Genomic DNA, 22,389 nt, shown 5'->3' with positions numbered 1-22,389 from the left:
GCGTGAAGTCTACTGAGGGATAACTGCTCCCATGCTCCCGTTGAAGTAGAAAGTAAAGTCTAGTTTTGTCTAGGTTTTATATAGCAGAAATAGAGGGAACAGTCAAAACTCTCACCATTAAACGCACACCATTGGGTGAGTTGTTCATGGTTGTAGTTGTTGATGAAGGTGGTCAAGCCGAAGTTGAAGTCAAGACAGGTAAAATCGCTGGCTTTGACTTTGGTTTAAAAACATTTCTCACTTGCTCCGATGGCACAAAAGTTGAATCTCCCCAATTTTTCAAACAATCGCTTCATCTGATTAAAAAAGCTCACAGACACCACTGTGCAAAGTCCAAAGGGTCGGCTAATCGTGAAAGAGCTAGAAAGAATCTGGTACGCAGGTATGAAGATATTTCTCACAAAAGACGCGATTGGTTTTGGAAATTAGCACATGAGTTAACTGACCGAAAAACGAGACGCAAGCCCCTGACTTTAGGCATGGGGAGAAGGCGGTAAGAACTTTTAAGTTCCGTCAAACGATTGCGTGGCTTTAGCCACAGTGTTAAAATAGATTAGCGAGAAAACAAGTAGGAATAACCTTCAGCGCATTGAAGTATCCTAGTACGGAGCAATCCCGGCAACGGACATATCCGACTCGATTCGGAATAGTTAAAGGGCGAATAATGGCAGGATATGGAGCGTTCATCTTTAAAATATGAAGGACTCAGAAAGTATGCGCGAATGAGAGCAAAAGCTCTTTGAGTGAGTAGAGGGATACTTGAATGTCCCGTTGTCGCCTTTTTCAGGTAGGCAAGAATCCCCTGGCTTTAGACGTGGGGAGGTTCAAAAGTTTGATCTGCTGTGTTTTGAAACCTTAAACCTCTTGGGGATGCAACGTCTTTGGGGGAGAAAAATATCAGACCTAGCTTTTGGCGAATTTCTGCAAATCTTAGAATGGGTGGCTCAAAAGAAGAACAAACGTGTGATATTTATTGACCGATGGTATCCCAGCAGTAAGACTTGTGCTAATTGTGGACATCTTTTAGACAGTTTAGATTTGTCAGTTAGACAGTGGCGTTGTCCCTCTTGTCAGTCAGTCAACTCCAGAGATGAGAACGCCGCGCTTAATATTAAAATGGTTGGGGCATCAACCATCGGGTTAGGCGATGTCAGACAGGCAAAGCCTGCAATCGCTGTTTGAGCCTAGAATCCCCATGCCTTTAGGCTGGGGAGTATGTCAATACGCACTAATTGGCTAATTTGACGGATTAATTCGCCTAATTGACCTTCTTCCAGTAGGGTGTTGATTAAGGAAAGTCCATTGGTAGATAGCATTAATTTTATTAACACATAGAAGCTTTGTTGTAAATCGATAAAAGATGAAAATTATCTGAAAAATCAACGTAAATGGGAAATCATTAGCTATTGATCATATTTTTGTAGTCCCAGAGAAGTATAGCCAGGATAGGGAGGAAAGAAAATTTCCCCTTTAAGTTTTAAACTTTCTGGAGCTAGAATTGTTACAATTCTTTCAGATTCGACATTGAAGCCTTGATCCAATCTGAGACGTTAGAACTACTCGAATGGCATCGCCTTTGCCAGCATCTTTCCACATTTGCGGCAACTAAGCTAGGGGCGATCGCATCACTTCATCTGAACATCCCTGCATCCCTTGCAGCAAGTAAGCAGTTGTTGGCACAGACTAAAGAAGTCTACCAACTGGAAACTCGGACTAACACAGGACTATCTTTTGAGGGAATTCAAGATATTGGTGATTCCTTGGAACGCGCCGAACTTAGCGGTATTTTAGCAGGGGATGAACTGCTGGCGATCGCTACGACTTTGGCAGGAACGAGAAATTTACGTCGTGTCATTGATAACCAAGAAGATTTACCCACCCTGGCGGATTTAGTCGCGGATTTGCGGACTTATCCCGAACTAGAGCAAGAAATACACCGTTGTATTGATGAACGCGGCCAAGTAACTGATCGTGCTAGCCTTAAACTGGGAGAAATTCGCACAGAATTACGTAAAATACGCAGTCAGATTACTCAAAAGCTGCATAATATTTTACAAGCAAAGTCTGGAGCGGTTCAAGAACAGATTATCACGCAACGGGGCGATCGCTATGTCATCCCGGTGAAAGCACCTCAAAAAGATGCCATTCCCGGCATTGTGCATGATACTTCCACCAGTGGGGCGACTCTTTACGTAGAACCTAATTCCATTGTGCCTTTTGGTAATCAACTGCGGCAAACTATTAGAAGAGAGCAAACAGAAGAAGAAGCGATTCGCCGGTCATTAACACAAAAAGTAGCAGAAGTCAAGCCAGATTTAGAACGGTTGTTAGCAATTGTGACGACGTTGGATTTAGCCACCGCCAGAGCGAGGTATAGTTTCTGGTTAGGAGCAAATCCCCCCAGATTTATCAACCGTGAAGACAATGAAATGATTACTCTGAGGCAATTACGGCATCCTCTGTTAGTGTGGCAACAGCAGCACGAACATGGTCAAGCTGTGGTTCCTGTGGATTTACTTATTAGTCCCCATCTGCGAGTAGTAACGATAACCGGACCGAATACCGGGGGTAAAACAGTTAGTTTAAAAACCTTAGCTTTAGCAGCTTTAATGGCGAAGGTAGGTTTATTTGTTCCCGCCCGTGAACCTGTAGAAATACCTTGGTTTGAGCAGGTATTAGCTGATATTGGGGATGAACAATCTTTACAGCAAAGTTTATCTACGTTTTCTGGACACATTCGCCGGATTAGTCGGATTTTAAATGCGTTGGATCAGGAGGAAGAGTCAGAAAATATTTCCTTATCTCCCGACTCCCCACACTCCCCCCACACTCCCCACACTCCCCACACTCCCCACTCCTCACTGGTATTACTTGATGAAGTCGGTGCAGGAACTGATCCAGTGGAAGGTAGTGCTTTGGCGATCGCCTTGTTGCAATATCTCGCCAATCATGCCCAATTAACCATTGCGACAACTCACTTTGGGGAATTAAAAGCGCTGAAGTATGAAGATGAGCGATTTGAAAATGCTTCGGTAGAATTTGATGAAAGTACCCTTTCGCCTACCTATCGTTTACTGTGGGGAATTCCTGGACGTTCTAACGCCTTGACAATTGCCCGGCGTTTGGGTTTAAAACCAGAAGTGATTACACAAGCCAAAACTCAAGTAGGAGGGGCGACAGACGAAGTTAATCAGGTGATTGCGGGGTTAGAAGCGCAACGTCGCCGCCAAGAAACCAAAGCTGCGGAAGCTCAAAGTTTGTTGCAGCAAGCGGAACGTTTATATAAGGAAGTGTCGGCAAAATCTGATGCTTTGCAGGAACGGGAAAAAGCTTTGCGGGCTGATCAGGAAGTAGCAGTACAGCAAGCGATCGCTCAAGCTAAAGGTGAAATTGCCCAAGTGATTCGCCGTTTGCAAAAGGGGACACCAAAAGCCCAAGATGCTCAACAAGCAACGGATGCGTTAAACCAAATTTCCCAGAAATATCAGCCAAAGGTAGCACCCAAACCCAAAGTAGGGTTTATGCCGAAAGTAGGCGATCGCGTGCGGCTTTCCCAATTTGGGCAAACAGCAGACGTTTTAACCTCCCCTGATGCTGATGGTGAATTTAGTGTACGTTTTGGCATCATGAAAATGACAGTGAAGCTGGAAGACATCGAATCTTTGGATGGACAAAAAGCTGAACCAATCGTCAAACCCAAGCCAGCCCCAGCCCCAGTTACTCCACCCGAACAAAGCGCCCCAGCGATTCGCACTTCTCGAAATACAGTAGATTTACGTGGTAAACGGGTAGCTGATTCCGAGATTGTTTTAGATAAAGCCATTTCTGAAGCTACAGGCCCTTTATGGATTATTCACGGACATGGAACGGGGAAGTTACGCCAAGGAGTCCACGCCTTTTTGCACCAGCACCCCAGAGTTAGTCACCATGAACCAGCAGAACAGGCAGATGGTGGTAGTGGTGTGACTATTGCCCATATCAAATAAAGTGGCAATAAATATCACTGGCGCAGACTAATAAATTTTTAATATCTAGTTACTGATTGTCTTAATATTATGAGTAATTAGCAATTAGATATTAACTAAATTCAGTGAGGTTTATTTATACATTTCTACTGAAATAATGGTTTTGTTTGGGAATAACTTTATCACTTTTGTCAAGTAAATTGGTGGAAAATTAATTTTCATCTAGTAGAGTAAGACAAAGACTATTGCTGTTGACCAAAATGAGCAAAGCTTGCGGCAGCTTCTAGCTAATAGCGATGGGAAACCAAGCTTGAGATTTAAGAGTCTGGTTTCAAAATGGGTAACAGCAACAGCCCCTACAGCCTGATCACCTATGCTAAAAGTTATGCACTCGGCCGCCGATTCAGCCACACCCAATCCCCAGTGGGCGGATTTAATTAAACTTCCCGCCCCAAACACAGTGCAATGGGACAACATCAAAACCCAGTTAGACTTGGTGCTGTTGGCGCTAGAAACCTTAACTGGGATTGGTTCCGAGGCCATGCTGTCTGCGGCCATTAATCTGAATTTAGAGTCAAGAGTGCCAGACCGGGTAGCTTTATGGCGATTGCGTCAGTCTAATCCCTTACGCAAAGGTCAAGGTGGGCGGAAAAAGCTAGATGTCGAAGAAGCGCGATCGCTTGTTCTGATTATCTGCTACCTCGCCAAACAGCACCAAGAATTGATTCGCCGTGCTGTTGGTCTGTTGGAAAAAATGGCGGAAAACAAGCGGGAACCTCATCAGGCTGCCTTACTTGGAGATTATATCGATGCTTTCTGCAATACCTACCAAGAACGGATGGAAGAAGACGACCAAATAACCACGGATCTACTTACCCACTTGGCACTAAAACTGCTTGTAGATTTACTGTTTTACAGTGCGCCTGGTGGACACCGCCGCCTCTGGCTAGCACTCATAGATAGTTCTGCCAAATTTTAGTTAATCTTCTCCCTCGCCGTTTCTGCCATGCCACCATTAAATTCTGTCATTAGACGCTACACACCCCCGACTTGTACCTTAGAAATTTTGGCGCAAAGTTCACCTTTATCCCATTGGATGGGAAAAACGGTGATTAAGCAGCTAACTTTTGAATTACATTTTGATGATCCGCAACTACCAGAAGAAGGTAGAATCACAATTCGGGGCGATCGCGACCAACTAGAAATTTTGTGTGATGTTGTCACCAGCTATGTGCAAGAATTTCTCCAGCAACCCCCAGATAACTTTTGGACCAATCTTTCGGAACCAGAGGATTCTAGTAAAGTATCCCAGGATTCAGAATTCATAGATTTTCAGCAAACTTCACTACCCAGCGCTAAAACCTTCAAATCTTTTACCTCCCAAACATCACAGAGCAAAATCTACTTAGAACCAGGCAATTATTTAACTCATAATTTGTTTATCGGTTCCCTAGCTAACCAAACATCTGGTTCTGTGATTCCACTGAGTCTGCTGCAACTATTCGATTTAGCAACTGCTTTAGACGAATACTCGGCTGATGTCATGGCCTTACCAAATCTGAATCAAAATCATAAAGTTCTGCGATTACCTGCTTGGGCCCCTATTGCCGCCGTCATGGTCTTAGGTGTAGGGTTACTACCAGCGACTTGGCATTTTGCCAACAACAACAAACAAAATCAACTAGAAATAGCCACAACATCGCAGCCAGAAGAGGTGAAAACGGCCTTAGAACCCTCACCCTCTCTCGAACCTCCCACATCGCCACCCGCATTTACACCGCCGGATGATTTGCAACCGCCACAACCTTTTGACTCGAACTCTCAACTTCCCACTGCTAGTTTCCCTCAACAGCCCCAGACAGCACCTAATTCTAGCCTCTTTCCTAATTCCTCTTCATCTCTACCATCAGCACAAGATCCACTGTTGATATTTGAGTCCAAGATTCCAAATATAGAAAGTAATAGGCGAAGTTCAGCCTCGACAATCATTCCTCAACAGGAAATTGCTGTTCAGCCAAATTCTATCGGCTCAATTACTCAGATTGAAAGTGGGCTAACCCAAAGGCGGACTTTACCACCCCGCCTATCTGCTGACAGAGAAACATTACCCAGTATCTCATCAGTTCCTTTAACTGTGTCTACCAATCCCAACAACAATCTTAGGCAGACTTCTTCCCCCTCTGACTCACTACTCAACCGACAGCAAATTGAAAAAACAATCAATTCTTCTGTAAATGTGGCTAGTGAGGCAAATAATAATGATTCATTCGTTGCTAGATCAACGAGTCAACCGATAAATCCCACACCTGAAGACTTTACCACTCGTCGCACCTTGTTTGACACACCTCAAGTCGCAGAAGCGAGAGAAATCTTCACAAAGCGCTGGCAGCCAGCTACTGGATTCACTCAAACATTAGAATATAGTTTAATAGTGAGTATTGATGGTACAATAGAAAGAATTTATCCCCTAAATCAGGCTGCGAGAACATTCATCGACAGTGCTGGGATGCCTGAAATTGGTCAACCCTTTGTTTCTGCCAATAAAAATGGAGAAAATGTCAGAATTCGAGTGGTTCTCAGTCCTGACGGCAAAGTTCAGACATTTCCCGAAAATGAATAATTTAAAATTCGTCCCTGATAATTAGTATTTATGTATCAGGTAGGATCAATGTCCACCTGATACAACACCACCTATAAAGGCTTTCTCATTACGAATTATTAATGGGATTTTTGGTTTTTTAACTTTTGCTTTTTACGTCGCTGTTCAGCAGCATATACAGCCTTTTCCACTGGATAGCCTGCAATCGGTATAGCCTGATATTTGCGTTCTTCTTCTAACTTTTTCAGTTCGGTGTAATCAACCCAATGGATGCAATCGACAGGACAAGTATCAATTGCTTCCTGGATGATTTCCTCGCCGTCACCATCTTGGCGAATTACGCGCGATCGCCCATAATCTGGTTCAATGTAGAAGGTGTTACGTGCCACATGAGCGCAGTGTAAGCAGCCAATACAGGTGATTTCATCAACGTAAACACCCTTTTGACGCTCAATACCACCCAATTCCGGCTCCAAACCAGAGCGTTCTGGGTCATCTCGTAAGAAGCCGCCTAACTCTGGTTCTAAACCGTTCTGGTTGTCTTCTGGTTCTGACTGCGAGGGCAGAAAATCAGCCATTACGCACTCCAGCGTTGTACTACTAAGCGAATTGAGCCATCTTGATTTTTTTCTTGTTCAGTCACTTGAAAGCCTGCGCGAGCAGTTTCTTTCACAACGGACTGATAAGCATAGCGTTGAGTAACTTGGCGTAAGAACCCATCTACAGACAAGCCTTGTTGCCAATATTGCAAGTCAGCCACCAACTCATATTCTTTGCCATTCCATCTAAAACCGATGTCATAGCCATTTTCCTGCTCAATGGTGACTTCCGCAGGATGAGTTTGACCGCGATAGCCTCGGACTTCGCGTGGGCCGGGTTTCCAGTCTATACCCAATTCAGTTAGAGCATCTTTCAAAGAATCAAGGTTACGGATTTGAGTTTTAATTTGGCTAAAGTGTGACATGGCAGTTGTGAATAAATGACACGAAACTTTTAAGAAAATTTACCAATCGCTGTATGTGGCTTGGGTAGTTGCTACAGCTGATTGTTGCACCTGTGCGGCGAAGAATTCTGAGGTTGGCTGATGAGTAAGTACTTGTCCCAGTTGTGCTTCTATTGCTGCTGTAACCTCAGCGCAAGAGTTGCCCACAATGCCAGTGACTGTTTCTTGTACTCGACCGTCTGGATAGATGATGAACTCTAATGTCTCCATGTTTTAGCCAACCTTGATAGTACGTTTGAACTTACTGCCTGAGCAGCAGGCTAAAAATATAGCCATCGAAACATTGTTACTTAGATACAAACTTGCCATTTGTGAACAAATGTTTCATCTCTCAAAATATATATCTCAGAATCTTTACAAATTTTATTAATATTATAAGCACATACATCAGTTATTAGTTAGTTTCGCTTAACATACTAAATTAGTCAAGCTCACAATTCCGCAGCCAAGACTAGCCAGAAAAGCCCTCAAATCGAGCATTAGCAGTAGCTTAACCCGTGCTGTGGTTCATAAAAGTATACATTTTATTGAAAATTTTTATCATTACCATTGTAATATACACTATTCTTGCCATAGATAGTTTCAATGAGGGTAGTTTCACCCAGCCGGATTATTTCATCTGTGCGCTACGAGATGCGATCTTCTTCACGGTAGGGTGTGTTGTCGCGCAGCGCAACGCACCTTGAACTGTTGACGGTGCGTTAGCCTACGGCATAACACACCCTACGAATAATTTATATTTTATATACATTTAATTAATTTTTCTCACTTACTTTTTTACCAAAATAGCTAAAGCGATCGCAACCACCCTAAAAAATCTTTTGTACTGGCGAAATATTTCTGTATTCCTGCTGCGCCCAATATTTGCTTAATCTCTTTTGTCCCAAAGTCTTTGGAGTTTCCAGTCAACAGAACTTTCTGATCATCTGAAGAGGTTTTAGAGTGATTAAGAATAGAATGCAAAATTAAATTATCTGTGGGATCAGGAATAAGTTGCTGATTAAGGCTGTCTATAAGTCAGGACTTACGCAAAATCATGAAAAAACGAACCACATTCGCGTAGCGTCTCCCCTTGGGAGAAGAACGCGTTGGCGCTAGCCTCTCCCCTTGGGAGAAGGACACGAAGGAAAGAGGGTTGCAGAGAGTTATTGCGTAAGTCCTATAAGTATAGATTGTTCTAAATTTATTAACTCTACATTATCCGTAGCCCATTTTAACACTTCAAAAAGGCGAATGTTAATATCATTAATTCTTGCATCAGTCTTAATTTTTGCTTGCTCCAGAAATCTCTTAATTTCTTTGGAATATTCAGAATTTATATCTCCTTTTAGTTTATTAATTTCATCCCCCATACGAACTTTAAAAGTATTACTTCTTTGACGTTCATTTTCTAGTACAGAGAGAGCTTCCATACAACAAATTGTAGGGGAAACAATTTTAAGTTTATTTAACCCAATTAACTCAGAAGCTAGATGACTGACTAATTCCTCAGCTTCTTTATCCTGATTTTTAGCAAAACCAATAAAGAAATTAGTCTCAATGTAAAGCGTAATCACTAGATTTACTATCCTTTATTGTCGTACATCTGCCAGTTTTACAACAAAACCTATCTCCTTTAACTCTTCTGATTTAGGGGGATGATCTGTTTTCCAGTTGTAGGCTAAATCTCTCAACCATCCCTCAACTAATGTTTCTAGATAATATTCAAAAATCCTCTTCTTACTAAATTCAGAATCATATTCAGTCATAACTTCATGAGTCGGGAAGGTGTATACAGATTCTAGATTTTTACCTTCCCATTGAAAAATATTAATGTTTTCAGGAGTAGCGGTCATCCCATAAGGAACTATGAGATGATTATGTTCATACTCAAATTTGAGCATTTCTTCTACTTTTGATTGAATATCTTCCTCAATGTCTCTGGCTCTAATTTTCGATACTAAAAGCTTTTGTCCGTTTTTATCCCAAGCTGTAATATCAGATACTTCTGTTGTTGGGTTACTTAGTTTTTCAACGTCCATTTTTTCGTCCTCGTGACATTGACTGTATCGACTATATATTAATTTTAGACGATAGGCGATCGCACACCCACAGAAAAGTTTGAGGCGAATATAATTCGCTACTACACAAGCAAAGTCCACCTGCGTGGACTAATGAGATATTAACCCGCGTAGGTGGGTTTCGTCTGTGTAGCCGTGACTTCTAGTCGCCAAGTTAGTCTTCAACTGCGAAAATTAGAAGAGTTAGTACAAGAAAATCAAACAAAGCTTTTGGAGGCTTGGGATGGGTATTTTGGCAGTTAGGGCGGATGAAAGAGTTAAGAATGTTACTTTTTCTGAAGAAACTATCAGTGTTGATTTAATGGATGGACGCACAATTACAGTACCATTGGTGTGGTATCCCAAGCTGCTTAATGCTACTCGTGAACAGCGATTAAAATGGGAAACCTGCGGCGGTGGTTACGGTATTCATTGAGAAGAAATTGACGAAGACCTCAGCACTGAAGGTATGTTACGTGGCGCACCTGCACCAAGGGCTAAAATGGTCGGTTAACATTAATAATTAGAAGTACAAAGAATTATTATGGATGCTTTAATTGAAGAACTAAATGCAAAGTTAAGTTACTGGGAACCAGTTATAGCAGATCAAGTTCGCCATTGTATTCTAGAAATAATGGAAATGGCAGACCAGGATGTTTTAGACATTCTCAAAACTCGTAAAGTAGAGCAGGAAGTTTTGGATTTGTTGGATGAAACCTAAACTTGGTGAAATTTGGCTGGTTAATTTGGGGATATTGTTAAAAATACGCCCAATTCTTATTGTATCCCGTAATTGAATAAATAGGTGGGTAAACAACTCATATTAAATACTCTCATTCCAATACTCTAAACCAGTTACAATAACCTCTTCTAGCCACTGCTTAAAACGCTCTGTAAGATTGCTTTCTTCATCAGCATAGGAAAACTGAAATAAAGAATCTGTTAAGGATTGGATATCACTAATATTTCGTTCACCCTCTTCAGTATTATCTCTGTGGTATGCACAAGCAGAACAAGCGAGTAACCCACGATATTCATGTCCGATGACATGAAATGAAAGCAGAATTGTTGTGGTTGATTCTACATCGATGACTAATTGTATCCAACTATGATAAGGGCGAAGATTAGCAAAATAGCCTAATTGTTTAGCTGTTTCTACCACTTGGAAACGATGATAATATGATTTAGGATCACCGGCGGGAGCAGCACGGGTAAAAATTTGAGCATCACTTAATAGATTCTGAACAGATAACTTAATTTCATTGGCAATATCTTGTAAACGAGTAGATGCAATTTCAAACAAATTAGTAGCAAAGCCCTCAACTTTTTGACAGCGATCCTGAATGGTAGCTGATTGGTTTTGCTTAATCTTGTCGGCGATAGAAGCGATAACAGCTTGGGCGCGTCGCGTTTCTGACAAAATTTGTTCAGATAAACCAAGACTGCGAATAAACGCCTGTTTTTGACTCTTACTAAATAGATTAATCAAGTTTGATAGATTACCTTGATCTGCTTGCTCTGAAGCCGCGATATAAGCGGCTCTATCATCACGAGTCAGAGCCAAAGGAAACCATCCAGCTTGCATAAAAACTAAACTAGCAATACACCGAGCAACTCGACCATTACCATCTTGAAATGGATGAATTTGGGTGAAGCGGTGATGCAGCCATGCTGCTTCTACTTCGGGCGGAATTTTTTCTATTCGATGTTGATGATGCCATTGAATTAAATTATCCATTTCAGATGCGACCTGTTCTGGAGGACAATATTCATGTATTAAGCCATCAGGTCTTTCAGGATTGTTAGGTTGTTGCTTCCAATCACCTCGTATAAGATCAACACGAATAATTTGTCCTGTCGGTGTTTTAGCTTCTGTACTATCTTGATTTTGAGTTAGAAGTTGATGTAACTGTTTGATGTAAAAAGTAGATAAAGTTCTTTGTCCACCTACAAAGTCAAACAATCCTTCGATAGCTGCTTCTTGGTCTTGGATGAGAGATATAACTTGCTTAATTGGACGATCTGTGGCTCCATGAGGAATTAGAGCTTCATTAATTCCTTGTTCAATTAATAAGCGAGTGATTCCTCTATCTAAGGTATATAATCTTTCAATAATTCCAGTTTCGATAGCAATTTCTCGCCGTAACCTATCCATAAAGGTTTGAAATTCTCCAGAGGAACGGAGTCTCTCTGCTTGTTCATTCCAAACAGTTACTAAAGGTGGTAACTCAGCACTTGCCAAATTTTCCCAATTTGATGGTAAATTTTCTATTGGTTGCCACTGCATAATTAATATTAAAAAACCTAAATATATAGTTTAATAAGAGATTAAGACGGTTTTAATCGAAATCTTTGATGGATATTCGTAGCTTACCGTTCGCGGTAGCATCTCGAAGTGAATGTATCGCACTCCAATGTATATCAGAAGTGCGATTCTCCTATCTGTTTTGCTAAGTACCTAGTTTAGTAATTTGTAAATCTTCAATCATCTTCGATAAGGCTCAATTAAAAAATGTCATCATCCGATGTGTCATCATCTGATTGATTCTCATCAATAATATCATCATCCGATGTGTCATCATCTGATTGATTCTCATCAATAATATCATCATCAAATGTATCATCATCTTCTTCACCCCCCGAATAATAATCATTCTCAGCAGTAACATTCTTATATGTCACTCCACCAGACTTATCTATAACGGCTTCTGCTTTTCCAGTTATCTTATCACCACAAAAGCCCATATCCTCTTCCTGCTCTCCATCAGCACTATAAGTAATTGTTATTACAATGTATTCAGATTCTTCATCAATCTCGTCTGGTTTATCCTCAATATTCTCAAGTTGTACAGACCATGCATTTGCATTTGTATTAGTTGCTTCACTAACGAATTCGTCTGTATCTGTAATATGCTGAATCGTTTTGTTAATTTTATTTTCTATCTCCGCTTCTAATTCAGATTCGGAGAGATTTTGTAACTTGATAATGTAGTCTTCTTCACTCATTGACTATTCCTAAAGTTAGACTTGAATTTGTAATAAAATAATTACTGCATCATCCTAATATACGATACTATATTTTTCAATTGTTATATTTACTATCTTTGATAAGAAGCTAGAGAGTATTGATTAAGTAATAACACTATTGTGCTTTGATGAACATGATGTATGTCTAATAAACAAGCTATACGGACGATTTACTGACGCTGCAACTAATTCTTCTACTGAAACTCCAACAGCACTAGCTTGTTGTTGCAAAGCTGTATAAACTGTAAAATAATCATAACTTTTTATCCTCCTGTCAAGAAGCAGCAAATTCTGTATATTTCCTGATATCAGGAGATTTAAAACCTAAAATAATATGTGCTTTTGGTATTCCCGCAGCAACCAAATCATTAGCAATTCCCTCTTCTGTGCCATCATGTTGAATCCAAACTTTATGGTCAATTAAATCAATATGTAATAAAGTTCCATAAATACGATAACCATTTTTCCAGCCTGACTCAACTAATAAATAACGATCATTTTTTTCATCTAACACCAGTTCAACTTGAACTTCTTCATCATTACCAAGAAAATCAGCATAATCTTCGAGAATCTTTGTAATTATCTGACGATATTGATTAGTTAAGGAATCCATCTCACAATTACCTCCTGTTCAGTATCGAAGCTAAATAAACGAATAACACCATCTTCAATTAAAGTTTGACCAGCTTCTTCTTCAAAAACGGTTTTACAAGTGCTTTCACTCACAGCTAAAAATAATTTATATTCAGGATAATAACGCGCCAATAAATGCTCATATAAAACAAATTGACCAACAGCATCTTCTAGGTCTTTCATATCCGAGGGACGAGTAAAACTTTTCACCTCAATAGCTATTTTTTCCGTTTCTCGCTCTGCTGCTAGTAATCTTTCTGCACCTAAATCAACAAATAGATTTTTCCCTCTCGCTAAACGAATTCGTAAAGGGTCATAGACAATTTTCCAGCCATCTTTGATGAGTGCATTTTTTACGGTGCTGTGATAAATGTCTCTAGCTGGCATAATTAAAAATCAGGTTTTCAAACCTGAGCAACCGATTCATATTTATTATTTTCTGTCAAGTCGTAAGTTCCATAACAATTGTAATCTAAACATCACCGTCTTTGTAGTCAAGCTCAAATCAGCAAAATATTCTGGTAAAAAAATTATTAGTCAGCTAACGAACCAAGGATAATGGAGCATAATTAACCTTTATAGCTGTTAACACAACGCCACAAATTAAATATGAATACACAACCAACAAACCAACCTATCCGCGTCGGAGTCCTGGGTTTCGGTGGACTGGGACAAGCAGCCGCTAAACTCCTCTCCAGCAAATGGGAAATGATCTTAGTCGCAGCCGCAGACCAAAAAGGCTACGCTTACTCTACAGAAGGTTTAAATACTCAAGAATGCATTAAAACCTACCAAAGTCAAGGTTCTGTCGGTTATTTAGAACCAGTTGGCAGATTAAGCAATAACAGCATTCAAGATTTAATCGCTACCACTCAGCCTGTAGATGGGTATTTCCTCGCATTACCCAACCTCCCCAATGATTTTATTCCCTCCGTCGCCCAAGAATTTATCAAATCCGGTTGGCGCGGTGTGCTAGTAGATGCGATTAAACGCACCAGTGCAGTAGAACAACTTTTGGCGATGAAAGACGAACTGCAAGCCGCCGGAATTACCTATATGTCTGGATGTGGTGCGACACCTGGACTATTAACAGCCGCCGCAGCTTTAGCCGCCCAAAGCTACGCGGAAATTCACAAGGTAGAAATTACCTTTGGTGTGGGTATTGCTAATTGGGAAGCTTACCGCGCCACTGTTCGGGAAGATATTGGACATATGCCCGGTTATAGTGTAGAAACTGCTAGGGCGATGACTGATGCAGAAGTTGAAGCCCTTCTAGATAAAACCAATGGCGTGCTGACTTTAGAAAATATGGAACACGCTGATGATGTGATGTTAGAATTTGCGGGAATTTGTTCACGCGATCGCGTTACAGTTGGTGGAGTAGTCGATACCCGCAATGCCAAAAAACCCCTCAGCACCAACGTTAAAGTCACAGGACGCACCTTTGAAGGTAAAATTTCCACCCATACCTTTACATTAGGAGATGAAACCAGCATGGCAGCCAATGTTTGCGGCCCCGCCTTTGGCTATCTCAAAGCTGGTAGACAATTACACCAGCGCGGTATTTATGGCATCTTCACTGCTGCGGAAATTATGCCTCAATTTGTGAAATAAAAAACTGGCACCGCAAAGCGTAAATAGGCAGACAATTTCAAAAAAGTCAAAATCCCCAAATAAAAGCCTTTTGACTTTTGACTTTTAACTTTTGACTTCCGCGTAGCGGTGCTAGGGGCTAGCCTCTAGCCCCGCTTGAATTTCCTCTTCTATTAAAAAAGAGGGTGTTTGCATAATAAATGGCAGTTCTGCCCCTACAAGACCCCTCTGGATGCGTTCTGAGGTTTCACTGAAAACCACAAAAAGCGGATATACAGTATTTGCCCCATCACTCAAAATATGACTGTGACGTAAAGGCATTAGCCACTCATAGTCTGTATCCAGCAACACTTGAGTTTTTCGCCAACGCCCCAATAAATCAGAAAAGTCTTCATGGGGACGATGGATAAACAGTAAAATTTCCACTCCCGTTTTAATTTTCCACTCTGGGTAACACATAATAATTGCTATGTCACAGGGTAAACAAGTTATTTGTGTATCCTTTATTTCCGAACCACGGAAGCGAACAATCGGTAAAGGGATAGTAATGATACTGTCATCTGGACGACGCAGACTGGGAATCATTTCTAAGTATGGACGGTGCTGCTTGAGTAAGGCGATCGCCGCTAAATTATTGCTATACTCTGCCAAGGTGGCTTCATAGTGAGATTTTTTGACAGGCATGATTCATTTATTTACTAATTCGTAATTAAGACAACTATTCAATTTAAAATTTTCAGCAAAATCTATATGTAGAGTTAGGAATAAAAACTTTTAACTCCTAACTCATCAATCATCCAATTTAATCACTTACCCCAAGGTTTCAAACACTTTAAACATCGGCAAATACATCGCTAGCAAAATTGTCCCCACCATACCCCCCAAAACCACAATCATCACTGGTTCTAAAACACTGGTTAGTGCTTTAACGGCTTGTTCCACCTCATCTTCATAGAAATCTGCAACTTTCATCAACATCGAATCTAATTCACCAGTTTCTTCACCAATACTCATCATTTGAATTGCCATAATCGGAAATACGTTATCTTTTTGTAAAGCCAAGCTAATCACACCCCCTTGTTGAATATCTAAACGGGCTGCATCAATAGCATTAGCAATTACTTGGTTTCCTGATGTATCCCGGACAATTTCCAAGCAAGTCAGAATTGGTACACCTGAACGAGTCAGAGCGCCAAAAGTCCGACTAAAGCGTGCAACTGATGATTTTTGGATCAAGTCACCAAACAAAGGTAGTTTCAGAGAAAGGCGGTCAATAGTGAGACGACCAACAGGTGTTTTGTAGTATTGCTGATAAACAATCCGCAATACGATGAAACTACCAACAATAGCTAAAGACCACCAACTTCTCAAGATTTTACTACACAGCATCAGAAATTGAGTAAGGGCTGGTAATTCCACCCCTATATCTGCAAAAATATTCGCAAAAATGGGAATTAGAAAAACAGTCATAGCCACAAAGATAGTGGTTGCTAAAATACCCACAACCACTGGATAAGACAACGCTGATTTAATTTGGTTTTGTAATCGAGCCACATCCTCTAACAACTTAGCCAAACGATTCAGCACATCATCCAAAACACCGCCAATTTCACCGGCTTGAACCATACTGACATACAAACCATCAAAGCACTCAGGATGTTTCTGCATCGACTCGGAAAGATTCATCCCAGTTTGCACATCATTACTGATTTCCAGCAGTGCTTGCTTTAATCTAGGATTGCTACACTGTTCACCCAGCACCCCTAAACTTCTGACAATGGCGACACCTGCATTCATCAAAACAGCAAATTGACGGGAAAAGACCGCTTTATCTTTAACGGTTACTTTCACCATTGACATCTGAAATTTCTGGAAATCAAAGCTGAAATTCTGAGACGGCTTTAAATCTTGGACAACAAAACCTTGCTGTCTAAGATTAGTGCGGGCTTCTGACAAGGAATCGGCAACGATTTTTTCATTTCGGGATTGTCCTTGAGAATCCCGAATACGCGCTACATAATTTGGCATGGATTAATTAATTGCAAATTAAATCAGTAAAAATTTAACGCCCTTTCGCAGCGCCAGCACCAGGTCTTGCTCCTGCTGGTGGTGCAGAAGTACCGATGAGACGTTGAACTTCATCAGGCTTGGAAGTTTTAGACATTGCGGCTTCAAAAGAAATAGTTCCAGCTTTGTACAAATCAGCTAAAACCTTTTCTAAAGTTTGCATCCCCAATTTACCGCCCGTCTGGATAGTCGAGTAAATTTGCGATGTTTTACCTTCCCGAATTAAGTTAGAAATAGCAGGCGTAACAACAAGAATTTCTTGAGCCATCACCCGTCCAAATTCACCAGGTTTAGGGTTTTTCTTGCTGACTAAAGTTTGGCTAAATATGGCTACTAAAGAGTTAGATAACTGCACCCGCACTTGAGTTTGTTTCTCATGGGGAAACACGTCAATAATCCGGTCAACAGTCTGTGCCGCCGAACTCGTGTGCAAAGTCCCAAATACCAAGTGTCCTGTTTCTGCCGCCGAAATAGCCAAAGAAATCGTTTCTAAATCCCGCATTTCCCCCACCAGAATAATATCTGGATCTTCCCGTAATGCAGCTCTCAAAGCATTAGAAAAACTCTTGGTATCTTCATTGAGTTGTCGTTGGTGGACTAGGCTTTTAATCGGTTCATAAACAAATTCAATCGGATCTTCCACCGTGAGAATATGTTCTGCTTTGGTGCGGTTAATTAAGTCAATCATTGCCGCTAGGGTGGTTGTTTTTCCCGAACCTGTGGGACCTGTCACCAGAATTAATCCTCTGGGCTTATCGGACATTTCCCGCACTATATCTGGCAGACCTAATTTTTCAAAGTTAGGAATTTTGGAACTCAGCGCCCGTAAACAAGCCGCATAAGCACCACGTTCTTTATAGACATTTACCCGAAAACGAGCTAAACCCTTGACACCATAGGAACAATCCAACTCCCAAGTTTGTTCTAAAGTTTTACGCTGGGTATTATTGAGCATACTAAAAATTAGCCTTTGGCATTGGTCTGCACTCAATACTTGGTCTCCGATGGGAGTCAATTTGCCACTAATACGAAAGTAGGGAGGTAAACCTGCGGATAAATGCATATCCGAGCCACCCATTTCAATCATCTGTTCCATCAAGTCTTCAATCATCATTTCCATAGTTCTCATTCCTTGTTTATTTATTGAATTTGTCAGTTAAAAGCAATCACCAATGATTCATACTAATCTTGAAAACGAGGTGTCATGCAGTAGGGACAATCTAGCCATTCTGGTTGTAATATTGCACTACAAGTTACACAAGTAAGACCACTCTTGCGTTTGGCTTTTAACTCGGCTTCTAACCCAGTATCGGTAAAGGTGACGCGTTCGACTTCTTCAAGAGTCGTAGCACCCTGACGCACTAAGTCCAGACTGTAAGCCAGCAAGGTTTTCATGCCTTCTTCTACTGCCACTTCCTTAATGCGTTCTGTGGGTGCTTCTTGGTTAATCAAGGTTTGCAGGTTTTCCGTGATTCGCATCACTTCATAAACACCACAACGTCCTTTGTAGCCAGAACCATTACACTTTGGACAAACCTCTTGATTTATGGCTTTCGCTTCCGTAATTTCTCCTAATGTTAAAGTATTTGCTTTATAAAAAGTTACACTTGCGCTTTGGGAAGCTGATAGACCATAGCGAGCGAGTTCTTCAGTTGTGGGAGTATAGGGAATACGACATTCAGAACAGACACGCCGCACCAAACGTTGTGCTAACACACCAATCAGGGAACTAGAAACCATAAAAGGCTCAATACCCATTTCTCCCAGACGAGCGATCGCACCGGGGGCATCGTTAGTGTGTAAAGTAGTTAATACTAAGTGACCAGTTAAGGCAGCCTCAATCGCGGTTTTTGCAGTTTCTTTGTCCCGTGTTTCACCCACTAGCAATACATCCGGGTCTTGGCGCAAAAACGCCCGCAAAGCCGTAGAAAAATCTAACCCTTTTTCCCGAATTACTTGTACTTGAGTAATCCCTGGCAAACTGTACTCAATGGGGTCTTCTACTGTACTAATATTGATCCCCGGCGAGTTCTTTTCTGCTAATGCCGAATATAGCGATGTAGTTTTACCAGAACCAGTCGGTCCAGTTACCAAAATCAACCCAAAAGGACGGCTGACCATATCCTGAACAATTTGCAAAGTTTCCGGATCAGTAATTAACTTATCTAATCCCAACTGGGTAGAAGAGTTATCCAAAATCCGCAATACTACTTTTTCCCCATAGCGACTAGGCAAGGTATTCACCCGGAAGTCCACCTTCCGTCCCTCGAACAGTCGCCTAATTCGTCCATCTTGGGGTAAGCGCCGCTCTGCAATGTCTAGATTGGAGATGATTTTAAAGCGAGCTGTTACCGCCATCACGATTTTTTTGGGTAGGGGGTCGAAAGCTTCACTCAATACCCCATCCTTACGAAACCGAATCCGTAAATTTTCCTCCTGTGGCTCAATGTGAATATCAGAAACACCCTCATGTAAGGCTTTGGCTAGAACTCTGTTTACAAGGTTGATCACTGGGGCATCTTCAGCACCCTTCATGACTACCCCTAAATCAACCTCCATCTCTTCAGAGCTATCGTCTATGTCGATATCATCAAGATTTTCCAAATCTTGATTAATATCTGTAAACTTTTCTTTTTCTAGCTGCTTTTGCCGCACAGCTAAATCATCCAAATATAGGTTAATTAGCTGTTGGTAATCTTCTTGGGTAATTACCATGCATTTTAATGCCAAACCTTGGGGGCGCAGGATGCGGTTGAGGTCATCGGAAGCTTCGAGATTATCCGGATCGACCATTGCCACCAAGACACTGGGGGGGGTTTGGTCGTCATGTCTGGATAATGGCACTAAGCGATGGCGACGACAAATATCCGCCGGGATCAGGGTGTGAATCAGGTTGCAGGCCTTCGGGTTGCCAATTTGGTTGATTTCTGGATCAAGGAACTCAACGCCATAGAGTATTTTTAGCTCAAAGAGCTGTTGTTTTTTATATTGTCTGAGAAACTCAGGCGCTAGTTGTTTGCCAGTAATAGACTCCAAGACTTCTGTCAAGGGTTTGCCAGACTTGCGGCTTTCAATCAGCGCTAGCCTCATCTGTTCGCTATTGACATAGCCAGACTGTACTAGCTTGTTGCCGAAGGGCGAAAACTCTGTTCTTGTAGTGAGAGCGGTACTGCGCCGTTGTGGTGAGGAGTAAGTCATAGGTGAGCAATGAGTAGGGAAAACCTCTATTTACATTATTCCCAGCCTGGAGCCGATAATTTTCATTTACCGAAAAATTGGGTTTAAAGCCCCGTCCTTCTAGGACGGCTTTTCTTCCTGTAGTCTATCAATCCAGTTCTCAATCAACTGAGTCATAGTTTTGCGCTTTTGTTTGGCAACTCTTCTTAATTTTTCAAGTCTTTCTGGGTCAACCCGAATACTAAGCCTTTCTTTCATGCTGCTATCCAACGGCTACCCGTTTATGTTATCATGAGCAATATGAAAACACTGAAGTTTAAGCTGTACGAACACAAACGCAATAGACATCTCAAGCGGACAATTAATGCCTCTGGGGTTATTTATAACCATTGTATTGCTCTGCATAAACGGTACTACCGGATGTGGAGCAAGCACTTAAACTGTGCTAAACTTCAGTCTCATATTGCCAAGCTAAGGAAGCGTAACCGATTTTGGCAATCAGTAGGTTCTCAAGCAGTGCAGGATATTTGTCAACGCATTGAGAAAGCCTACCAACTATTTTTAAAACACAGCAAGAAAGGAGTTAGACCACCAGGATTCAAGAAGAAGAAAGTACAAATCATTCACCCTGAAACAAGCAGGCTATAAGTTTTTGGGTGGTAATAAGGTAAAAATTGGTAGTCGAGTTTATCAATTTTGGAAATCTAGAGTGATTGAGGGAACAGTCAAGACATTAACGATAAAACGCACTCCATTGAGTGAATTGTTTATGGTTGTGGTTGTTGATGAAGGTAGTAATCCAGAAGTTGAAGTGAAGAGAGCATAAATAAACGGAGTAATCTGTAGTTTATGTGAACCAAACCACTCAAAACATGAGTAAACGTTATCTAGGTCATAACACCTTGGGATTCGCTAGTCCCCTGCCATGTTGCTACTTATTAAACAATCCGCAAGGATAGTGTATTTAGCATAACAAGCTCAGATAACAAGGTTGAAGCAAACATTACCCTGAAAAGGTGAAATTTAAATGTCTAATTTTGTTCTAGTTCTTGATACCAACAAAAAACCACTTACTCCAATTCATCCAGGAGATGCACGTTTTTTATTAAATCAACAAAAAGCTGCTGTATTTAGAAGATTTCCATTTACCATAATTTTGAAAGAACCTAAATCTGAAGTTCCAACTCAACCGATTGAATTAAAAATAGATCCAGGGAGTAAAACTACAGGTTTTGCGTTAGTTCAAAATAATAAAGTCATCTGGGGTATGGAATTACAACACAGAGGTTTAGCTATTAAAGAAAGCCTAGAAACTCGAAAAGGAGTAAGGCGAGGAAGACGTTCTAGACATACTCGTTATCGTCAAGCTAGATTTCTTAACCGCACTAAACCTCAAGGTTGGTTAGCACCTTCTTTAAGCCATAGAGTTTTAACTATTAACACTTGGGTTAAAAGATTATGTAATTTTGCCCCAATAACTGACATAGTTCAAGAGCTTGCTAGGTTTGACCTACAGCAGCTAGAAAACCCGGAGATATCAGGCTTTGAGTATCAACAGGGAGAGTTACAAGGGTATGAAGTCCGTGAATATCTTTTGAATAAATGGAATAGAAAATGTGCATACTGTACTGCGGAAAATGTCCCTTTACAAGTTGAGCATATTAAACCAAAAGCCAAAGGAGGAACTAATAGAATTTCTAATTTGTGTCTAGCTTGTGAGAAATGCAATATCAAAAAAGGTACTCAAGATATTGAGAAGTTTTTAGCAAAAAAGCCTGAGTTGTTGAAGCAAATTTTATCCCAAGCCAAGCGTCCACTAAAAGATGCGTCTGCTGTAAATTCAACGAGATGGGCTTTATTTAATAAGTTAAAAGAAACTGGATTACCTATAACAACAGGTTCAGGAGGTTTAACTAAGTTTAATAGAACTCGTTTAGGATTGCCTAAAACTCATTGGATTGATGCTGCTTGTGTAGGAAAAGTTGAAACTCTCAAAATACTGACAACAAAAATTTTAACAGTAAAAAGCACGGGGCATAGTTGCAGAAGATTCTGTAGGATCAATAAATTTGGTTTTCCTTGCACTGAGCCTAAAAAAATATTCACTCATGTTTCTACAGGAGATTTTGTTAAGGCTACTTTGCACAAAGATCGTAAAAACATAACTTCTGGAAAGTATGTAAGTCGTGTTAAAACTCCCACAAAAAACGGATGTGAGATTGTTATCAATGGTTTTAGAGTTGAATTTTCAACAATGAAAGATATTACTAAGGTTCATTGTAGTGA

23 protein-coding genes and 2 pseudogenes are annotated in these 22,389 nt (G+C 40.9%); 10 read left to right on the top strand and 15 right to left on the bottom strand.

Features of this window, described 5'->3' with window-relative positions:
- The first annotated feature begins 65 nt into the window (after positions 1 to 65).
- Both NSP_RS09200 and NSP_RS09195 read left to right on the top strand, forming a co-directional pair.
- A complete protein-coding gene (locus tag NSP_RS09200) occupies positions 66 to 497 on the top strand; it encodes a transposase (RefSeq protein ID WP_006197886.1) in 432 nt (143 codons plus the stop codon).
- A 331-nt stretch (positions 498 to 828) separates the two neighbouring features.
- A pseudogene (locus NSP_RS09195) lies at positions 829 to 1,182 on the top strand (RNA-guided endonuclease InsQ/TnpB family protein); the annotation flags it as partial.
- A 2-nt stretch (positions 1,183 to 1,184) separates the two neighbouring features.
- Here the strand turns inward: NSP_RS09195 and NSP_RS26815 are convergent.
- Positions 1,185 to 1,316, bottom strand: a complete 132-nt coding sequence (locus NSP_RS26815) for a hypothetical protein (RefSeq protein WP_006197888.1) — start codon at positions 1,314 to 1,316, stop codon at positions 1,185 to 1,187.
- A 216-nt stretch (positions 1,317 to 1,532) separates the two neighbouring features.
- Here NSP_RS26815 and NSP_RS09185 point away from each other — a divergent pair, with 216 nt between their 5' ends.
- The 3 genes from NSP_RS09185 (at position 1,533) to NSP_RS09175 (ending at position 6,585) form a co-directional block, all read left to right on the top strand.
- A complete protein-coding gene (locus tag NSP_RS09185; protein WP_042202664.1) occupies positions 1,533 to 3,986 on the top strand; it encodes an endonuclease MutS2 in 2,454 nt (817 codons plus the stop codon).
- A gap of 352 nt (positions 3,987 to 4,338) precedes the next feature.
- Positions 4,339 to 4,944, top strand: coding sequence for a DUF3038 domain-containing protein (locus tag NSP_RS09180; protein ID WP_042202667.1), 606 nt, complete (start codon positions 4,339 to 4,341; stop codon positions 4,942 to 4,944).
- A 27-nt stretch (positions 4,945 to 4,971) separates the two neighbouring features.
- Complete coding sequence (locus NSP_RS09175; protein ID WP_006197892.1) at positions 4,972 to 6,585, top strand: DUF4335 domain-containing protein; 1,614 nt, start codon at positions 4,972 to 4,974, stop codon at positions 6,583 to 6,585.
- A 98-nt stretch (positions 6,586 to 6,683) separates the two neighbouring features.
- On the opposite strand, the gene NSP_RS09170 is transcribed toward NSP_RS09175, so the two are convergent.
- From NSP_RS09170 to NSP_RS09150, 5 genes are all read right to left on the bottom strand, one after another.
- Positions 6,684 to 7,142, bottom strand: coding sequence for a ferredoxin (locus NSP_RS09170; RefSeq protein WP_006197893.1), 459 nt, complete (start codon positions 7,140 to 7,142; stop codon positions 6,684 to 6,686).
- Positions 7,142 to 7,528 carry a DUF1257 domain-containing protein gene (locus NSP_RS09165; RefSeq protein ID WP_006197894.1) on the bottom strand — a complete coding sequence of 129 codons (387 nt, stop codon included), beginning with the start codon at positions 7,526 to 7,528 and terminating at the stop codon, positions 7,142 to 7,144. Before NSP_RS09165 ends, NSP_RS09170 begins: the two co-directional genes overlap by 1 nt.
- A gap of 39 nt (positions 7,529 to 7,567) precedes the next feature.
- Positions 7,568 to 7,777 carry a DUF2997 domain-containing protein gene (locus NSP_RS09160; protein ID WP_006197895.1) on the bottom strand — a complete coding sequence of 70 codons (210 nt, stop codon included), beginning with the start codon at positions 7,775 to 7,777 and terminating at the stop codon, positions 7,568 to 7,570.
- Positions 7,778 to 8,712: 935 nt separating this feature from the next.
- Positions 8,713 to 9,123: a PIN domain-containing protein gene (locus NSP_RS09155; RefSeq protein WP_006197896.1), complete on the bottom strand. Its 411-nt coding sequence runs from the start codon at positions 9,121 to 9,123 to the stop codon at positions 8,713 to 8,715.
- A 15-nt stretch (positions 9,124 to 9,138) separates the two neighbouring features.
- Entirely contained in the window at positions 9,139 to 9,708 is a 570-nt protein-coding gene (locus NSP_RS09150; protein ID WP_231859560.1) for a hypothetical protein, read from the bottom strand.
- 142 nt (positions 9,709 to 9,850) lie between these two features.
- Here NSP_RS09150 and NSP_RS09145 point away from each other — a divergent pair, with 142 nt between their 5' ends.
- Positions 9,851 to 10,042 (top strand): DUF2442 domain-containing protein, encoded by a 192-nt coding sequence (locus NSP_RS09145; RefSeq protein ID WP_006197898.1) that lies wholly within the window; start codon positions 9,851 to 9,853, stop codon positions 10,040 to 10,042.
- A 108-nt stretch (positions 10,043 to 10,150) separates the two neighbouring features.
- Positions 10,151 to 10,327, top strand: coding sequence for a hypothetical protein (locus tag NSP_RS26265; protein WP_006197899.1), 177 nt, complete (start codon positions 10,151 to 10,153; stop codon positions 10,325 to 10,327).
- Between the two features lie 102 nt (positions 10,328 to 10,429).
- Here the strand turns inward: NSP_RS26265 and NSP_RS09140 are convergent, their stop codons facing one another.
- From NSP_RS09140 to NSP_RS09125, 4 genes are all read right to left on the bottom strand, one after another.
- Positions 10,430 to 11,893 carry a Fic family protein gene (locus NSP_RS09140; RefSeq protein WP_006197900.1) on the bottom strand — a complete coding sequence of 488 codons (1,464 nt, stop codon included), beginning with the start codon at positions 11,891 to 11,893 and terminating at the stop codon, positions 10,430 to 10,432.
- A gap of 218 nt (positions 11,894 to 12,111) precedes the next feature.
- Positions 12,112 to 12,612, bottom strand: a complete 501-nt coding sequence (locus NSP_RS09135) for a hypothetical protein (protein ID WP_006197901.1) — start codon at positions 12,610 to 12,612, stop codon at positions 12,112 to 12,114.
- A gap of 295 nt (positions 12,613 to 12,907) precedes the next feature.
- Positions 12,908 to 13,246, bottom strand: coding sequence for a XisI protein (locus NSP_RS09130; protein WP_006197902.1), 339 nt, complete (start codon positions 13,244 to 13,246; stop codon positions 12,908 to 12,910).
- Positions 13,234 to 13,653 carry a XisH family protein gene (locus NSP_RS09125; RefSeq protein WP_006197903.1) on the bottom strand — a complete coding sequence of 140 codons (420 nt, stop codon included), beginning with the start codon at positions 13,651 to 13,653 and terminating at the stop codon, positions 13,234 to 13,236. Before NSP_RS09125 ends, NSP_RS09130 begins: the two co-directional genes overlap by 13 nt.
- A 222-nt stretch (positions 13,654 to 13,875) precedes the next feature.
- Between NSP_RS09125 and bioU the strand changes: the two genes are divergently transcribed.
- On the top strand, positions 13,876 to 14,880 hold the full coding sequence (gene bioU, locus NSP_RS09120) for a (S)-8-amino-7-oxononanoate synthase BioU (RefSeq protein WP_006197904.1): 1,005 nt from the start codon (positions 13,876 to 13,878) through the stop codon (positions 14,878 to 14,880).
- A 111-nt stretch (positions 14,881 to 14,991) separates the two neighbouring features.
- On the opposite strand, the gene NSP_RS09115 is transcribed toward bioU, so the two are convergent.
- From NSP_RS09115 to NSP_RS26260, 5 genes are all read right to left on the bottom strand, one after another.
- A complete protein-coding gene (locus NSP_RS09115) occupies positions 14,992 to 15,543 on the bottom strand; it encodes a hypothetical protein (protein ID WP_006197905.1) in 552 nt (183 codons plus the stop codon).
- Between the two features lie 126 nt (positions 15,544 to 15,669).
- Positions 15,670 to 16,887 carry a type II secretion system F family protein gene (locus NSP_RS09110; protein WP_006197906.1) on the bottom strand — a complete coding sequence of 406 codons (1,218 nt, stop codon included), beginning with the start codon at positions 16,885 to 16,887 and terminating at the stop codon, positions 15,670 to 15,672.
- A gap of 34 nt (positions 16,888 to 16,921) precedes the next feature.
- Positions 16,922 to 18,046 (bottom strand): type IV pilus twitching motility protein PilT, encoded by a 1,125-nt coding sequence (locus NSP_RS09105; RefSeq protein WP_006197907.1) that lies wholly within the window; start codon positions 18,044 to 18,046, stop codon positions 16,922 to 16,924.
- A gap of 62 nt (positions 18,047 to 18,108) precedes the next feature.
- On the bottom strand, positions 18,109 to 20,124 hold the full coding sequence (locus NSP_RS09100; protein WP_006197908.1) for a GspE/PulE family protein: 2,016 nt from the start codon (positions 20,122 to 20,124) through the stop codon (positions 18,109 to 18,111).
- Between the two features lie 99 nt (positions 20,125 to 20,223).
- A complete protein-coding gene (locus tag NSP_RS26260) occupies positions 20,224 to 20,361 on the bottom strand; it encodes a DUF6364 family protein (protein WP_173403273.1) in 138 nt (45 codons plus the stop codon).
- Positions 20,362 to 20,403: 42 nt separating this feature from the next.
- Here NSP_RS26260 and NSP_RS09095 point away from each other — a divergent pair.
- Both NSP_RS09095 and iscB read left to right on the top strand, forming a co-directional pair.
- Positions 20,404 to 20,920, top strand: a pseudogene (locus NSP_RS09095) (RNA-guided endonuclease InsQ/TnpB family protein); the annotation flags it as partial.
- 210 nt (positions 20,921 to 21,130) lie between these two features.
- Positions 21,131 to 22,389: RNA-guided endonuclease IscB (iscB, locus tag NSP_RS09090; RefSeq protein ID WP_017804003.1), on the top strand; the 1,259-nt coding region annotated here is incomplete at its 3' end.

Origin of the sequence: Nodularia spumigena CCY9414 (assembly GCF_000340565.2) — a bacterium.
GTDB classification, from domain to species: Bacteria; Cyanobacteriota; Cyanobacteriia; order Cyanobacteriales; family Nostocaceae; genus Nodularia; species Nodularia spumigena.
The sequence above is the reverse complement of the archived record's forward strand: the minus strand, read 5'-3'. Positions and strand labels throughout refer to the sequence as shown.

Excerpts from the sequence above, each read along its gene's own strand:
- NSP_RS09125 (WP_006197903.1), bottom strand. The coding sequence starts at position 13,653 with ATGCCAGCTAGAGACATTTATCACAGCACCGTAAAAAATGCACTCATC.
- NSP_RS09115 (WP_006197905.1), bottom strand. The coding sequence starts at position 15,543 with ATGCCTGTCAAAAAATCTCACTATGAAGCCACCTTGGCAGAGTATAGC.
- NSP_RS09170 (WP_006197893.1), bottom strand. The coding sequence starts at position 7,142 with ATGGCTGATTTTCTGCCCTCGCAGTCAGAACCAGAAGACAACCAGAAC.
- NSP_RS09160 (WP_006197895.1), bottom strand. The coding sequence starts at position 7,777 with ATGGAGACATTAGAGTTCATCATCTATCCAGACGGTCGAGTACAAGAA.
- NSP_RS09100 (WP_006197908.1), bottom strand. The coding sequence starts at position 20,124 with ATGACTTACTCCTCACCACAACGGCGCAGTACCGCTCTCACTACAAGA.
- NSP_RS09130 (WP_006197902.1), bottom strand. The coding sequence starts at position 13,246 with ATGGATTCCTTAACTAATCAATATCGTCAGATAATTACAAAGATTCTC.
- bioU (WP_006197904.1), top strand. The coding sequence starts at position 13,876 with ATGAATACACAACCAACAAACCAACCTATCCGCGTCGGAGTCCTGGGT.
- NSP_RS09105 (WP_006197907.1), bottom strand. The coding sequence starts at position 18,046 with ATGGAAATGATGATTGAAGACTTGATGGAACAGATGATTGAAATGGGT.
- NSP_RS09135 (WP_006197901.1), bottom strand. The coding sequence starts at position 12,612 with ATGAGTGAAGAAGACTACATTATCAAGTTACAAAATCTCTCCGAATCT.
- NSP_RS26260 (WP_173403273.1), bottom strand. The coding sequence starts at position 20,361 with ATGAAAGAAAGGCTTAGTATTCGGGTTGACCCAGAAAGACTTGAAAAA.
- NSP_RS09180 (WP_042202667.1), top strand. The coding sequence starts at position 4,339 with ATGCTAAAAGTTATGCACTCGGCCGCCGATTCAGCCACACCCAATCCC.
- NSP_RS09175 (WP_006197892.1), top strand. The coding sequence starts at position 4,972 with ATGCCACCATTAAATTCTGTCATTAGACGCTACACACCCCCGACTTGT.
- NSP_RS09110 (WP_006197906.1), bottom strand. The coding sequence starts at position 16,887 with ATGCCAAATTATGTAGCGCGTATTCGGGATTCTCAAGGACAATCCCGA.
- NSP_RS09165 (WP_006197894.1), bottom strand. The coding sequence starts at position 7,528 with ATGTCACACTTTAGCCAAATTAAAACTCAAATCCGTAACCTTGATTCT.
- NSP_RS09145 (WP_006197898.1), top strand. The coding sequence starts at position 9,851 with ATGGGTATTTTGGCAGTTAGGGCGGATGAAAGAGTTAAGAATGTTACT.
- NSP_RS26815 (WP_006197888.1), bottom strand. The coding sequence starts at position 1,316 with ATGCTATCTACCAATGGACTTTCCTTAATCAACACCCTACTGGAAGAA.
- NSP_RS26265 (WP_006197899.1), top strand. The coding sequence starts at position 10,151 with ATGGATGCTTTAATTGAAGAACTAAATGCAAAGTTAAGTTACTGGGAA.
- NSP_RS09140 (WP_006197900.1), bottom strand. The coding sequence starts at position 11,893 with ATGCAGTGGCAACCAATAGAAAATTTACCATCAAATTGGGAAAATTTG.